Here is a 14,282-nt window from a genome sequence, read left to right on the forward strand (position 1 = left end):
GCTGACACCTGCCGGCGTGCAGCACGTGCTGCTGAGGGAGGACTGCCGGAGTCTGCAGATCGCCCTTTCCGGTGCATCCGTTCTCCGCCCGTTGCGGCTATATGTCGACGCGATCGTGCAGCCGCAGCACCTGAAGTTCCATGTCGCTGCCCTTCAGTTCCTGAACGACATCAATGGTTGCGGCCGCCTGGCAGCTGCTTGCTTTCCGCCGGAACCCCGCGGAGCGCGTCTGCGTATCGTGCTCCAGGCTTTGGATGGCTCGCTTGCGGGAGCATCTCATCAGGAGATCGCCATTGCCCTGTTCGGGAGACGCCGTGTCGAAGAAGATTGGTCTCATCCCGGTAGCCATCTTCGCGATCAGGTGCGTCGCGCCATCCAACGTGGCCGCTACCTGATGGGCGGCGGCTATAGACAGTTCCTGATGTAATTCGGGTGACAGCTTGGTGATTGTCTTATTCGAAAACGCGCAGGCATCAATCTCCATTTCTCACTGCTATTGGGCCTTGTACAAGACGTGACACGCGCCTAGTTCTTCCGCTGCGGGAATCGGGTTTGAGTAATACGGACGAAGCACTGAGAACCAACGTTTTCGTGATAGTGCATTCATGCCCCGAGAATCCTGATGACCGTTACGAACCCCGACAAAGCCGGCGCTGACTGAAACGGTCGCTGAACGTGCTCTGTGGCCTGCGCCGCCTGACTCTCGGTTTCGGCCATGCCGACCATCAGCGTATTGATAGGCCATCGCGGGCTAAGCTCTACCGGCGAAAGCGGCGTCAACAGCGGCAGGCAATCAGAAACTTGATCGGCGGCGACGATGATTATGATCAACGTGACGAACACGTGAATCATGCCGATGGCGCCCACGCTGCCGATGATGATGATGCCGATCATGCGTCGCTGATGCTGCCTAACTACAGTGCTTGTGATCACGCCGATCACCGCGTGATTACGAGCGGCGGCGCTTCGTGTCAGGTGCGTAGCCGGGATGGTCGCGCATGGCCGATTGGTCCTTCGTGCCGCGGGGTGTGGGCTTGCGTTCGGTCATGAGGGCGTCAGGCGCAACGAGAAGTTTAGATCAGGGGCTCATCCATGGGGTGGATGATAGTTATGCCTACAATCAATTGTACCAATATTACCGAATACTACTACAAGATCCCCAATGAAAGCGGCCGGATGGGTATCCGTCTCGCGTGGGCTGAAGCTGCCGGCAAGAATGGGAAGACGAACATGTGCGGGATTGTTGGCATCGTTGGGCAACAGCCGGTGTCGGATCGGTTAGTCGACGCATTGAAGCGTTTGGAATATCGCGGCTATGATTCCGCCGGCGTTGCGACGATCACCGAAGGTGCCTTGCACCGCCGGCGCGCCGAGGGCAAGCTCGTCAATCTCGAGAGGAGACTGAAGGAAGAGCCGCTGAGCGGCAACATCGGCATCGGCCACACGCGTTGGGCAACCCATGGGGCCTCGACGGAACGCAATGCGCACCCGCACTTTACCGACGGTGTCGCCGTCGTCCATAACGGGATCATCGAGAATTTCAACGAGCTGAAGGACGAATTGGCGGCGGCTGGCGCCGAGTTCCAGACCGACACCGACACCGAGGTCATCGCGCATCTCTTGGCAAGACACCGCCGGGAGGGCATGAGGCGGCAAGAGGCGATGCGTGCCGTGCTGAAACGCGTCAGGGGCGCCTATGCGCTTGCCGTCCTCTTCGAAGATGATCCGTCGACCATCATGGCGGCGCGCAACGGACCACCGCTGGCGATCGGTCACGGCGACGGCGAGATGTTCCTGGGCTCCGACGCGATCGCGCTTGCTCCCTTCACCAATGAAATTACCTATCTCATCGAGGGCGACTGGGCCATTGTCGGCAATTCGGGCGCCCATATCTTCGATTTCGACGGCCATCCCGTCGAGCGTCCGCGCCATACCTCCACGGCCGCGGCCGATCTGGCCAGCAAGGGCAATCATCGCCACTTCATGGAGAAGGAAATCTACGAGCAGCCCGAAGTCATCGCCCATGCTCTCCGTCACTATAGCAACATCATAGAGAATCGCGCCGACATGGTTTCTGGCATCGATTTCGCCAGGATCCCGAGCTTGGCGATCTCGGCCTGCGGGACCGCCTATCTCGCCGGACTGATCGGAAAATACTGGTTCGAGCGCTATGCGCGCCTGACGGTTGAAATCGACGTTGCGTCCGAATTCCGTTACCGCGAGATCCCGTTGTCGCCGCAGTCGGCGGCTCTTTTCATTTCGCAGTCCGGCGAAACCGCCGATACGCTCGCATCGTTGAGGTACTGCAAGGAGCGTGGGCTGAAAATTGGCGCTATCGTCAATGCCTGCGAATCGACCATCGCTCGGGAGGCCGATGCGGTCTTCCCGATCCTTGCCGGACCGGAGATTGGCGTCGCCTCCACCAAGGCGTTTACCTGCCAGCTTGCGGTTCTAGCCGCACTCGCCATCGGCGCCGCCAGAGCCCGCGGGACCGTAACCGAAGACGAGCTGCAGGCGCTCGTCAGGAGCCTCGCCGAAGTGCCGCGCGTCATGGGCCAGGTACTCAACAGCATCCAGCCGGAGATCGAGTTCCTGTCGCGCGAACTGTCAAAGTGTCGTGACGTCCTGTATCTCGGCCGTGGCACCAGTTTCCCGCTAGCGATGGAAGGTGCGCTGAAGCTCAAGGAGATTTCCTACATCCATGCCGAGGGCTATGCGGCGGGTGAATTGAAGCACGGTCCGATCGCATTGATCGACGACAACATGCCAGTGATCGTCATCGCGCCCCATGATCGCTTTTTCGACAAGACCGTCTCCAACATGCAGGAAGTGGCTGCCCGTGGAGGGCGGATTATCCTCATCACCGATGAAAAAGGGGCAGCCGCATCGAAACTCAACACCATGCACACGCTCGTGTTGCCGGCTGTCGACGAGATTATCGCGCCGATGATCTTCTCGCTGCCGATACAGCTTCTTGCCTACCACACGGCGCTCTTCATGGGCACAGACGTAGACCAGCCGCGCAATCTCGCAAAATCGGTCACGGTCGAGTGATTGTGAACCTTTATAGGTGGCGATGCTTGTCCATCTTCGCTGCATCGGCGGTGGAAATTGGTCGAAGGTATCAGCGTCCGCGAGGCTGGGTGGACGGTGCCGCGAATAGCCACTGGAGGCGTCAGTGAGAGTTCGAGTTGCTGTTCAAGAAAGCCATCGGGGAGAATGAGTCGTGTAGGATCGCAGGTCGAATGCGCTACAGCCGATCAGGCCATCTCATGGCGGGCAGGTTCTTAGAACTTGATCAGAAGCAGGTGAGCCGCCATATTCCGACCCGGCTGCCAATTTCAAGTGGCCCATTCCATGGATGAGGCCGGTCCGGCCGAATGGACGTCCATTTTTTTGATTTGCTGGGTGTGCGCCAGGGTCGGGGAGGAAATCTCCCGATTTGTCAGGCGCTCCCATCTTCTTGGAGATGTTTATGAAGGATTCGCGCATTCCCGAGCCAGTCTTGACGGCTATGTCGCAGGGGACCCACATCATCCGCGCTTATCGTGAGCACCTTGGGTATTCAATCGAGGACCTCGCGGTCGCGTGCGGGCTTGCCGCTCAGGAAATCCAAAACATCGAGCGGGGTCTAAAGTACAATAAGGGCTATCGGAATCGGATAGCGAGATCGCTGTCCATACCTGTGGGAATCCTTGAGGCAGAGTCGGACATATCGGACGCCGCCTGATCAGTCGGATAATCTGCAATGGGTGGAAGACCGCTCTTGTGATGTGACGTTTGCGGCTGATAGTCGTCGCTTGATTCCGTTGGACGCGAATGCCTTCTGGCGCAGTACCGCCAAAAGAATTCTCGTCCACTGTCCGAGTCAGGAACTGCACACGGGCTCGCCGAACAGGAAGTTGGAACGCTTCGTCATGCTGTCTTAGGCGATATAGCCGCCCGGAGTGCTGCGACACGTGCACGATAGCATTGGCTCGCGAGGATGGATTGCTAACGGCGAACCCATGCTGGTTGGCAAGACGATACTGGCTGGAGCATCAACTCGGCCGACGAGAGTGGCCCCCCATCCTAGGCAGGATCGGCCGACATGGCCGGCATCGCGAGCCGCTCTGAAAAGAGCACAGCGGGCATCCAGACGCTGCCGGGTTGACTATGGGTGTCGGAACCGCAAAAAGGGGCCGCTCTTCATGAGTGGCGTGCGCCGGCAGTCTAACCCCAAGCCCCCCGCCAGGCTGCCGGCGCGCTTCTAGCCGCCTTGATGCACGGCGATAAGCTTTTGACGGCCTGAAGCGACGTTGTGGTCGCCGTTGCGGTGCTTTTCCACGCGCCTCGTCAGGCGCCGGGATTGCTCCGTCGTGATGGCAGGCGGGGGTTTGCAGGTTGCGGTCGACGGGTTCGTTTCGGGGCGTCTGCCCCCATCGTATGTCGCGAGTTGGGGGATGCGATCGAGGACGATGCGCAGGATGCGCTGGTCGGGGCACGATGTCGGCAGGTGCAGGCGGATTTGCCATTTCATCTCGACCACCCGCGCAGCGATTTTGATGAGGCGCAATCGCAGCGTGTCGAATTGGGCGACGGCAAAGCTCGAGCGCCTCGGCATCGCGGCCCGCAAGCCCACATCAACCAGTAAGCACCGGCATGCAGGAATAGCCGGAACTGGTTGGCCGTCGCTCTGGTGCAGGATGTGCGGTCGGCGGCAAGATGCGTCTTCCACGACTTGATGTGGTTCTCGGCCGCGCCGCGCCGGCAGTAGACATCCTCGTAGAGCGCCTTGGCCTTCCCACCGGCAAGGTTGGTGACGACGAAGCGATATCGCCACCTTGGGCGCCGACCTCGACCCGCGCGATGATGCGCTCGACGCGGCTCCAACTAGCGGCGCCGTCAACGAACTCCTTGAACCTGCGGACCTTGCCTGTCTTGGCCGACGCTTCGAAGCGCGCCGTCGTGCTGGCCTCCAGATCCGCGACATGCTTGCGCAGGGTCGTGGTGGGCGCGAGGCCAAAGATGAAGTCGACGTCGTTGGCGCGGCACCAGTCGATGACCTGCGGGTTGCAATAATGGCTATCGCCGCGGAGCAGGATTCGAATGTTCGGCCAGTTGATCCGGATCGCCCGCACCAGACGGCGCAGGTGGGGGCGGATCTCAGCCCCACTCGGCCGCTTGGCCGGTCGCAGGATCGCGCTGACGAACCGTCCCGCACCATCGAACACGACGATCGGCTGGAAGCCGTACTCGTCATGGTGGGCATTGAACAGGCGAAGCTGTTGGCCTCCGTGCACAGCGTCGAAGGTGTCGTCAATGTCGAGTACGATCCGCTTCGGCACCTGCCGGAACGAGGCGCAATAGAGATCGACCATCGCCCGTCCCATCGCGACCAGCTCCCGCACGCCGGGTAGGTTCTCCAGCCGGCACAGCGTCGATTGCGACGCCAGATCCCGACCCGACGGCAGCGCATCCTGGGCCATCTTGAAGACCGGATCGCGGCGCAGCCGGTTGGCGTCGTTGCCGTCCTCGTAGCCGGCGGCGATCATCTTCATGCGAAAGCCGATCATGTCCGCCAGGCTGTGGACGACCTGGTCCGGGCAGCGCGGATCGTCGATGCAACGCGCCAGACGCTCGGCCACCCGCAACCGCTTTTCCACCTCGGCCAAGGCCAGAACGCCGCTGTTGGACGACAGCATGCCGCCGTCGAAACGGGCGACGACGGACTTGCCGCCGACTGATGACAAACCGCTCAGCGGCAGCGCAAGATCGTTCATGGTGGGTGTGGTCTCCGGGAAATGGTTCGGATCGGCTTAAGCAACCAAATCCTACGTCATTTCAACGGCTTGCGCCACATCCACCAACCCCCATGAATTTGGTTAGGTTGATGCGGCGTGCCGCCGCCGTGAGGCCGCGCTCGCTCAGCAGCGCGTCGAGAACGACGAGAAGATTCAGATCGAGCCCTTTGAAACGCATGTCTTAGCTATCCATAGCGTGGATGCATTTGATTGAAACAAACGATTTTACCAATTTTCCGGAATGTCGCATGGACTTGGCAGGACCTCACGTGCGCCGATCACTGCCTCTATCGCGTGGCGAGTCCCTTGAGAAGAGCCCGAAAGAGGAAATCTGTCGCGTGCGGTGGAGATTGTACTGGGAATGAGAGGCAGCGCTCCGATCATGTCGAACTCTCCGACGAATGGCGGACCGGTACAATAGTTGATCGCAATGGTCCGGAGCTATGAAACATCTCGATTACATATGAGGTGCCGAGTGAATACGCTGACAGCACCCACCGTCGCAGCGTTTAGCTGACGTTTGACGACGGTTCCTATCCATTTACACGCAGATTCTTGATGTGCTGGCGCAAAAGCGGGAGGCCGGCGACTTTTCTTCGTCATCGGGCTGACGCCGCAGAAGCCGGAACTCGTCCGGTTCCTATGGGCATTGGGCTTGGTCGGTCGCACAGGCTCTATGAGGGGCAATTTTGGCAACGCGACGCGACTCGGGTTTTCAACGACGCCGAAAACGCAAGCTGGAAAGGAACAAGATGGCAGATCAACTCGCCAACGAAATAATCGCCATGATCAAGAAGCGCGCCGCGTCGGAGGGCGGCATAGCGCCTGCCACAGGCGGCGAGATAACGGCTGCCACGGGACTGACTTCGCTCGGTATCGATTCACTGGGATTGGCGGACGTTCTCTGGGACCTGGAGCAGGCCTACGGCATCGAGATCGAGATGAATACGGCCGAGGCATGGTCGGATCTCCAGAATGTTGGGGACATGGTGGAAGCCGTGCGCAGCTTGCTCGCTAAGGCGGTGTGAATGGACAGGCGCGTCGTGATTACTGGGATTGGCGGGATTTGCGGGCTTGGGACCAACGCCGCCGCCATTTGGAGAGAGATGCGAGAAGGCCGCTCCGCCATCGGCCCAATCGTCAACTCCGAGCTCCATGAATTGAGGGTCAGGATCGGTGCCGAGATCAAGGCGCTGCCGGAGCATGACATCGACGGCAAGCAACTCATCTCCATGGACCGCTTCAGCCTGCTCGCTGTGCTTGCGGCGCGCGAAGCCATGCGTCAGGCCGGACTTTCCTCCAAAGAGGGAAATAGCTATCGCTTCGGTGCGACGGTGGGCGTTGGCGGCTGCGGGTGGGATGCGATCGAGCAAACCTACCGCGCCATCCTTCTGGGCGGTAAGCGTGCCGCTCTCTTGACTGTACCCAAGGCGATGCCGGGTGCCGCTGCCGGCCAGGTCAGCATGAGTCTCGGCCTGCGCGGGCCGGTCTTCGGCGTCACGTCCGCCTGTTCCTCGGCAAACCATGCGATTGCCTGCGCGGTGGACCAGATCAGGCTCGGCCGGGCCGACGTGATGCTTGCCGGCGGCAGCGAAGCGCCGCTCATATGGGGTGTGCTGAAGGCATGGGAAGCGATCCGCGTGCTTTCGCCCGATACTTGCCGGCCATTCTCGGCCGATCGCCAGGGCCTGTCGCTTGGTGAAGGCGCCGGCATGGCGGTGCTGGAAAGCTACGAGCATGCCCTGGCTCGGGGCGCCACCATCCTTGCCGAAATTGCCGGTGCCGGCCTTTCCGCCGATGCGTCCGACATCGTCGCGCCGACTGTCGAGGGGCCGGAGGCAGCAATGCGGGCCTGCCTTGCCGATGCCAGGCTGGACGCCGAGGATGTCGACTATCTCAACGCGCACGGCACCGGCACCAAGGCCAACGACCAGATCGAGACGGCGGCGATCAAGCGCGTCTTCGGTCAGCACGCCTTCTCAATGTCCATTTCTTCTACCAAGTCCATGCACGCGCATTGCCTCGGCGCGTCCGGCGCGCTCGAGTTGATCGCCTGCGTGATGGCTATCCGCGAGAGCGTCGTGCCGCCGACTGCCAATTATCGTGAGCTGGACCCCGATTGCGATCTCGACGTCACGCCCAATGTGGCACGCGAGCGCAAGGTGCGCGTGGCACTGAGCAACTCCTTCGCCTTTGGCGGCACGAACGCGGTTCTGGCGTTCAGGCAGGTGTAGAAGCCATGAGAGATGCCTCCGGCAACATTATCTCTCGCATCCAGATGCTTGCCGGATAACTATTGTGAAGGGCGGGTCATTGACCGCCTCGGCGAATGCGGGAAGTGGCAGCGGAAGCTCGACGATCCGGGGGTATCGTCTTTGCGAAATTCTTAACTGTTGAAGCGGCTTGGACGTACCGCCGCCCCGTAAAAGGTAAGCGAGGCCCTGCGGGCTCGGCTTGAGGGTCTTAAGCTGTACACGACAATGTCTGGAAGCCGCAGAGGGAGGGGCTCGTCCCTTCAAATACTTGATGCATTTGCGCTTTGCGTACCTCCGTGCATGTTGCTCGATGCCAGGCGGAGACCTCTGTCTAAACGATCGCGCATCGATGCAACGCCCACGCGTAGATCGCCATCATCGCGGCGATCGCTTTGCCGCGATCGCCGCAGCCGTTTTCGAGCACGACAAACATGCCGGCGCTGTCGGCAGCGATGCGCATGGAAAAATTCACAGATGCATTCTGGCCAAATGCTAGCTGCCCAGCAAATGTCCGGCATTTCGCAAGGCCCCTAGGAAGAGACTGGCATGGCCGTTGGCATCGATCTTGGCCTGCATCGACAGGGGCATGCTGTGCCAGTTCTCCAAGGGCGCAATGAAATGTGAGAACGTACCGTTGACGATGCAATGGTGGGTAACAAGGCCCTGTCTGTCCAACGCCAGCACGCCGATCTGGTCGCCCTGATATCGGATGGCTGCGACCCGCTGGACCCCCGCGTCACCGTCGACCCGCACGTCGAAAAGCAGGATGCCGCGGCTCCTGGTGGCTACCTCGGCGGCTTTTTCAGCGAAGCTTAAGGAGAGCGAGCGGACGCTTTCGACCGCCAGCTGTAAAACCATCAAATCCAGTTCATCCACTGCCATAAGGTACCTGCGCGCAACACATGGGTGATAGCAATCGACCACACCGCTTGTTCACAGATGTCGGCTCACGACCGATCATTCAGGTTGTTGCCGGACGTCCATTCACCGAGGGAGTGCTCCGGTTCGAACCGATCCTGAAGCGGAATGCCCTGGATGTACGGAACCCGAGGAGCAGGCCAGCCAAAGTTGCCGCGACAATTGATGTCGTGATCATTCCAGACATCTGCATCGGCGTCGCTGAACATCCCACTGGTAAGTCCGTTATTTGCGGCAAGCCCATCCTTGGGCCGTCTAGTACCTGAAACCCTCGCGGTGGCGTCCCTCGAAGCTCGGGACCGCCGGGCGCTTGATCGTCGAGAACTTTGTTTACGAAGGTCCGGACCTCCTGCAGAGCTTATTCTGGTGCGCTCGCCTTTGAGCATTCCGCTGAAGCGTGACGTTTCGCTAGTCCGTGTTCCTTGCAGGCTCACCGCGAGGGCGCCTTGCACACAGCGGCACGTCAGCGCATGAAACTCGTTCCCCGTTCACTTCACAAAATGGATTTCCTGAAGTAATGGGAGCGCAGAGAAATCTCCGGTCGCAGCCTACCCGGTTAAAACAAGGACCCAACGATGAAGACTCTCGTCGTCTGCTCCGGCGGATTGGACTCCGTTACCCTTGCTCACAAGGTGGCAGCGGAGCACGAACTCGCCGGCCTCCTATCTTTCGATTACGGCCAACGGCATAGGAAGGAATTGGGCTTCGCCGCCCTTTGCGCGGAGCGACTGACCGTCCCGCACCGCATCGTCGACATCCACGAAATCGGCGGCGGCCTTTTCGGCTCCGCGCTGACCGATAATGTGGACGTGCCCGACGGGCACTACGCCGAAGACACGATGAAGGTCACGGTGGTGCCGAACCGGAACGCCATCATGTTGGCCATTGCCTTCGGCTTCGCCGCAGCGCACGACGCTGACGCGGTGGCGACGGCCGTGCATGGTGGGGATCATTTCATTTATCCCGACTGCCGTCCGGCCTTCATCGACGCTTTCCAGATGATGCAGGACCATGCGCTCGACGGCTACGCGAAGATTCGCCTTTATGCGCCTTATGTGAACCTCACGAAGGCGGACATCGTTGAGGATGGAGCAAGATTCGGCACACCATTTGCGCAGACCTGGTCCTGCTACAAGGGCGGCGAGCGTCACTGTGGACGGTGCGGGACCTGCGTCGAGCGGCGCGAGGCGTTTCATCTTGCAGGGCACCCGGACCCCACCGAGTACGAGGACTCCGACTTCTGGCTCGACGCGCTGCGCAGGAGGATCGTGTAATGTTCTGCATCACTAAGGAATTCCACTTCTCGGCCTCGCATCAGCTCACCTCTTTGCCGCCCGAGCACCAATGCGCGCGCCTGCACGGGCATAACTACATCGTCGAAGTAGAGCTTTCGGCGAAGGAACTGAACGAGCACGGCTTCGTGCGCGACTATCACGATTTGGCGCCATTCAAACGCTACATCGACGAGAGCTTCGACCACCGACATCTCAACGAGGTGCTGGGGCATGAGCAAGTCACGGCGGAATATCTGGCCAGACATTTTTATGAATGGTGCAAGGCACGCCTGCGCGAAACCTCGGCCGTGCGGGTGAGCGAAACGCCGAAAACCTGGGCGGAATACCGGCCATGACCGATACGCATCCCGCAATCCGCGTGAGTGAGATTTTCGGGCCGACGATCCAGGGCGAGGGCGTGCTCATCGGATTGCCGACGGTCTTCGTCAGAACCGGCGGGTGTGACTATCGCTGTTCCTGGTGCGACAGCCTGCATGCGGTGGACAATCAATTCCGCCACGAATGGGAGATGATGTCCATTGGCGCGGTGTGGCAAAACGTGCTTGCGCTTTCCGGTGGCCGCCCGCTGATGGTGTCGCTGTCAGGCGGCAATCCGGCCATCCAGCCGCTCGGCGCGCTCATCGAGCGAGGCCATGGTGAAGGTTACCGTTTTGCGCTGGAAACCCAAGGTTCGGTGGCCAGGGACTGGTTTACCGACCTTGACGTGCTAGTCCTCAGCCCAAAGCCGCCGTCAAGCCAAATGACGACCGATTGGGCCGCTTTCGAGGCGTGCCTCCAGGCGGCACAAGGCAGGCCACAAATCGTGCTCAAGCTCATTGTTTTCGACGAAAGGGACTACGCCTACGCGAAAGACGCCGCTGCGAGATTTCCGCGGCTTCCGATCTATCTGCAACCCGGCAATCACACGCCGCCACGCCCCGCAAATGAAGACGCGCCTGTCGACCTTGACGGAATATTGAAGCGCATGGAGTGGCTGGTTGATAGCGTGACCCGCGACAGGTGGTTCGAAGCCCGTGTGCTGCCGCAGCTGCACGTTATGCTCTGGGGTAACAAGAGAGCTGTGTAGCCTAGGCCCGCTTTTCACTGAAACTGCGCCGACGAATATTCGGGTGGACGGGTTGTCCCACGCTTGAAGGCGCTGCCGGGGTGCTTGCGGACTTCTACCACCGGCACCAAGAGCGTGGCCAGCCGCTTACGATTAGGATTGTTGCCGAGGCTCGGTTTCGACGGGGGTCGGCCTGGCGCGAACCAATCAAAGGTTAGCGCGAGCCACGGGTGGATAGTGTGGTGGTGCGATCCGGCGGCGCCTGCTGCAGCTGGCACGGTCCTTGCGGATTCTCGTTGCAAGGCCGAAGGGAGCTGTCGGCCGACAACCATGATCTGGCCAGGACGATTGTCGACTGCTTCCGATACAGAAAAGAGGCCGGACTCGACGTGGCGCTTCAGGGACTGCGAAATGGAATACGGCGCCGGAAGGCACGACCGGACGATATCGTCGCTATGCCAAGACGCGTCTGGTCCGCTCCGAATCCTGTCTTGACACGACGGTCGCCGGTCAACAGTGAAAAACGTAGCGCAATCGGTTCACGATCGACTGAGAACCATGACCGTTCCTCTGCGGAGCTCAGACTGCCGCTGAGTGCCTGGCCGTTCCACTTTCGAAATATTTGTCGAACTTCGCCGCGATGCTTCTGACAAAGGGCCGGCTTTCCGCCGGCACGACGAAGCGGTCACCATCAAGTTCAAGCAGCCGCGCAGGACCATGAAGAGCCGTGGAACTCGCCTTGAGGAGAAGTCTTTGGCCGGCTTCGCCAAAGCGCTCCACCAGCTCAATCGCCGAGAAGGCGAAGTCACACATCAATCGCTCGATGATCCAGCCGCGAACACGGTCGTCGTCGGAAAGCGCGATACCCCGAACAGCGGCCAGCCCGCCATCAGCAACCATGCGTCCATACTCGGCGGTCGAAGGCATGTTCTGTGCATAGCCCTGGCGAAACTGGCTGATGGATGACGGGCCAAGGCCGATCAAGGTCTCGCAGCGATCCTCGGTATAGCCCTGGAAGTTCCGGCGCAGTGTTCCGGCGCGGGCGGCAAGCGCGAGGGCATCGCCCGGTTTGGCGAAATGGTCGAGCCCGATTGCTTCGTATCCCTGGTCCACGATCGCCCGCGCCGCAAGTTGCGATTGAGCAAACCGCTCTGCCGGACCCGGCAGCCATGCCTCGTCGATCATCGTCTGATGTTTCTTGAACCACGGCACATGGGCGTAGCCAAAAAGCGCTATCCGATCCGGTTCCAGGGTCAGTGCCTGCGCGACGGTGGAGGAGACACTCTCCCTGGTCTGGTGTGGCAAGCCGTAGAGCAGGTCCAGATTGACCGATTCGACGCCGCGCGAACGAACGCCGTCGACTACCGCTTTGGTCTGCAAAAAGCTCTGCTCGCGGTTAATTGCCTTTTGCACCTTCGGGTCAAAATCCTGGACGCCGAGGCTCGCACGGGTCATGCCGATTTCGGCGAGTGCGTCGAGGCGGGCATCGTCCATATCATTGGGTTCGATTTCGACGCCGATCTTGGCGCCGGGAAGAAAGGTGAAACTGTTGCGCAGGGCGGTTCCCAGCGCCACCAGATCCTCCGGTTTGAGCATCGTTGGCGAACCGCCGCCGAAATGGACGGCACGCACGCGGCCCTTGCCTGCGACAAGACCGGCGACGGTGGCGATCTCGGCATGCAGTGAGCGAAGATATGTGGTCACTGGTTCGTAGTGGCGTGTCTGCTTGGTATGGCAGGCACAGAACCAGCAAAGCTTGTCGCAGTACGGGATGTGCAGATAGAGCGAGATCTCGTCACCACCTTCGAGCGCCTCCAACCAGCCTCGGTAAACGACGGCATCGACCCCCGCATGGAAATGCGGCGCGGTCGGATAACTGGTATAGCGCGGGACGTTCTCGCCAAGTCTGGCAGCTAGCTGCAGTCGCATGTCGTGGTCCACCGTGTTTGCGTCGCCGGAACTGTGGATGCTTGGATGAGCCTAAGCCCTGATTTCGATCAACCTTCAGCACGGACAAACTGCCGCAAGGATTTTTCTACCGTCGATTGCTATCCTGCCCGCACTGGACCGGTAGAGCGATCGAATGACATTACGGCAGGACATTCACAGTTCCGGCATTCCCGTTCTTTGCCTGTCTTGCGAGGCACGGCACCGCGGTGTCTGTGGTGCGCTCGAACCAGACCATTTGGCTCAGCTCGCCAAGACGTCGTCGCGGCACAATATCGAGCCGGGGGTCGAACTGATCGGCGACGCCGAGGCGGTCGACTGTTATTCAAACGTGCTTTCAGGCGTGGTGAAGCTCACGAAGAGCCTTTCGGACGGCCGCCAGCAGATCGTCGGTCTCCAGTTCGCGCCGGATTTTCTGGGACGGCCCTTCAAGATGAAAAGCGCGATCAATGCGGAAGCGGCAACAGCTGTCTCGCTATGCTCGTTTCCGAGAGCGGCCATCGAACGGTTGATGAAGGAATCACCGGAATTTGTGCATCGCCTGCTCAAGCAGGCGCTGAACGAACTCGACGAGGCACGCGAATGGATGGTGACTCTGGGGCGCAAGACCGCACCGGAGAAGGTGGCGAGCTTTCTCCTCATGATCGCCCGGAACATCGGTTCCAGTGTTGACCCGGCGGCTAGGTCGGCGTGCTTCGAGCTGCCGATGACGCGTGCCGACATCTCTGATTTCCTTGGAATTACAAACGAGACCGTGAGCCGTCAGCTGACCAGCCTGAGAATGGACGGCGTGATTCGGATCGAGAACAACCGCCGTGTCACCGTGGACAGCATGAGCCGGCTGGAACGGCGCTGCGGCGGCCGAGGCGCAACCGCCGTTTGAATGACACCGAAGCTGCATGGCCTACGTCACTTACTTCGTTCGGGGCAGGGCATGCTCGCGTTGGGCTTAGAAGAAGCCGCATAGCGACAGCCCGCTCTTCATCCGATCGCCTGAGCCAGGTGTGTTTCGGCCAACTCGTCGGCGAAGCATCCATCC

14 protein-coding genes and 3 pseudogenes are annotated in these 14,282 nt (G+C 60.4%); 9 read left to right on the forward strand and 8 right to left on the reverse strand.

Features of this window, described 5'->3' with window-relative positions; all coding sequences use genetic code 11:
• The first annotated feature begins 115 nt into the window (after nucleotides 1-115).
• On the forward strand, nucleotides 116-427 hold the full coding sequence (locus tag NKH21_RS10315) for a DUF2285 domain-containing protein (protein WP_245278728.1): 312 nt from the start codon (nucleotides 116-118) through the stop codon (nucleotides 425-427).
• 176 nt (nucleotides 428-603) lie between these two features.
• On the opposite strand, the gene NKH21_RS10320 is transcribed toward NKH21_RS10315, so the two are convergent.
• Nucleotides 604-894, reverse strand: a complete 291-nt coding sequence (locus tag NKH21_RS10320; RefSeq protein WP_352864696.1) for a hypothetical protein — start codon at nucleotides 892-894, stop codon at nucleotides 604-606.
• A 336-nt stretch (nucleotides 895-1,230) separates the two neighbouring features.
• On the opposite strand from NKH21_RS10320, the gene glmS reads away from it, so the two are divergent.
• Nucleotides 1,231-3,054: a glutamine--fructose-6-phosphate transaminase (isomerizing) gene (gene glmS / locus NKH21_RS10325; protein ID WP_352864927.1), complete on the forward strand. Its 1,824-nt coding sequence runs from the start codon at nucleotides 1,231-1,233 to the stop codon at nucleotides 3,052-3,054.
• Between the two features lie 460 nt (nucleotides 3,055-3,514).
• Complete coding sequence (locus tag NKH21_RS10330; protein WP_352453550.1) at nucleotides 3,515-3,730, forward strand: helix-turn-helix domain-containing protein; 216 nt, start codon at nucleotides 3,515-3,517, stop codon at nucleotides 3,728-3,730.
• A 702-nt stretch (nucleotides 3,731-4,432) separates the two neighbouring features.
• Here NKH21_RS10330 and NKH21_RS10335 read toward each other — a convergent pair.
• Together NKH21_RS10335 and NKH21_RS10340 are read right to left on the reverse strand one after the other, a co-directional pair.
• Nucleotides 4,433-5,762 (reverse strand): annotated as a pseudogene (locus NKH21_RS10335) (IS1380 family transposase); the annotation flags it as partial.
• A gap of 97 nt (nucleotides 5,763-5,859) precedes the next feature.
• Nucleotides 5,860-5,961: pseudogene (locus tag NKH21_RS10340) on the reverse strand (LysR family transcriptional regulator); the annotation flags it as partial.
• A 574-nt stretch (nucleotides 5,962-6,535) separates the two neighbouring features.
• Here NKH21_RS10340 and NKH21_RS10345 point away from each other — a divergent pair.
• Together NKH21_RS10345 and NKH21_RS10350 are read left to right on the forward strand one after the other, a co-directional pair.
• Nucleotides 6,536-6,811, forward strand: a complete 276-nt coding sequence (locus NKH21_RS10345; RefSeq protein WP_352469359.1) for an acyl carrier protein — start codon at nucleotides 6,536-6,538, stop codon at nucleotides 6,809-6,811.
• Nucleotides 6,812-8,017: a beta-ketoacyl-[acyl-carrier-protein] synthase family protein gene (locus tag NKH21_RS10350; RefSeq protein ID WP_023679610.1), complete on the forward strand. Its 1,206-nt coding sequence runs from the start codon at nucleotides 6,812-6,814 to the stop codon at nucleotides 8,015-8,017.
• Here the strand turns inward: NKH21_RS10350 and NKH21_RS10355 are convergent.
• From NKH21_RS10355 to NKH21_RS10370, 4 genes and pseudogenes are all read right to left on the reverse strand, one after another.
• A pseudogene (locus NKH21_RS10355) lies at nucleotides 8,004-8,168 on the reverse strand (LysR family transcriptional regulator); the annotation flags it as partial. The gene NKH21_RS10350 and the pseudogene NKH21_RS10355 sit on opposite strands and share 14 nt — an antisense overlap.
• A gap of 201 nt (nucleotides 8,169-8,369) precedes the next feature.
• Entirely contained in the window at nucleotides 8,370-8,498 is a 129-nt protein-coding gene (locus NKH21_RS10360; protein ID WP_352864700.1) for a hypothetical protein, read from the reverse strand.
• A 32-nt stretch (nucleotides 8,499-8,530) separates the two neighbouring features.
• Nucleotides 8,531-8,920 carry a hypothetical protein gene (locus NKH21_RS10365; protein WP_023722055.1) on the reverse strand — a complete coding sequence of 130 codons (390 nt, stop codon included), beginning with the start codon at nucleotides 8,918-8,920 and terminating at the stop codon, nucleotides 8,531-8,533.
• Between the two features lie 65 nt (nucleotides 8,921-8,985).
• A complete protein-coding gene (locus NKH21_RS10370) occupies nucleotides 8,986-9,165 on the reverse strand; it encodes a hypothetical protein (RefSeq protein WP_352864704.1) in 180 nt (59 codons plus the stop codon).
• A 366-nt stretch (nucleotides 9,166-9,531) separates the two neighbouring features.
• On the opposite strand from NKH21_RS10370, the gene queC reads away from it, so the two are divergent.
• From queC to queE, 3 genes are read left to right on the forward strand one after another with little or no spacing between them, the layout of a single operon-like run.
• Nucleotides 9,532-10,230, forward strand: a complete 699-nt coding sequence (queC, locus tag NKH21_RS10375; RefSeq protein ID WP_352864706.1) for a 7-cyano-7-deazaguanine synthase QueC — start codon at nucleotides 9,532-9,534, stop codon at nucleotides 10,228-10,230.
• A complete protein-coding gene (gene queD / locus NKH21_RS10380; protein WP_352864709.1) occupies nucleotides 10,230-10,586 on the forward strand; it encodes a 6-carboxytetrahydropterin synthase QueD in 357 nt (118 codons plus the stop codon). Before queC ends, queD begins: the two co-directional genes overlap by 1 nt.
• Nucleotides 10,583-11,317, forward strand: a complete 735-nt coding sequence (gene queE / locus NKH21_RS10385) for a 7-carboxy-7-deazaguanine synthase QueE (RefSeq protein WP_352864712.1) — start codon at nucleotides 10,583-10,585, stop codon at nucleotides 11,315-11,317. The genes queD and queE overlap by 4 nt, the downstream gene beginning before the upstream one ends.
• 558 nt (nucleotides 11,318-11,875) lie before the next feature.
• Here the strand turns inward: queE and hemN are convergent.
• Entirely contained in the window at nucleotides 11,876-13,225 is a 1,350-nt protein-coding gene (hemN, locus tag NKH21_RS10390; RefSeq protein ID WP_352864714.1) for an oxygen-independent coproporphyrinogen III oxidase, read from the reverse strand.
• Nucleotides 13,226-13,379: 154 nt separating this feature from the next.
• Between hemN and NKH21_RS10395 the strand changes: the two genes are divergently transcribed.
• Nucleotides 13,380-14,126 carry a Crp/Fnr family transcriptional regulator gene (locus tag NKH21_RS10395; protein ID WP_352864717.1) on the forward strand — a complete coding sequence of 249 codons (747 nt, stop codon included), beginning with the start codon at nucleotides 13,380-13,382 and terminating at the stop codon, nucleotides 14,124-14,126.
• The last annotated feature ends 156 nt before the right edge of the window (nucleotides 14,127-14,282 follow it).

The organism is Mesorhizobium sp. M1329, from assembly GCF_040318035.1.
GTDB lineage: Bacteria > Pseudomonadota > Alphaproteobacteria > Rhizobiales > Rhizobiaceae > Mesorhizobium.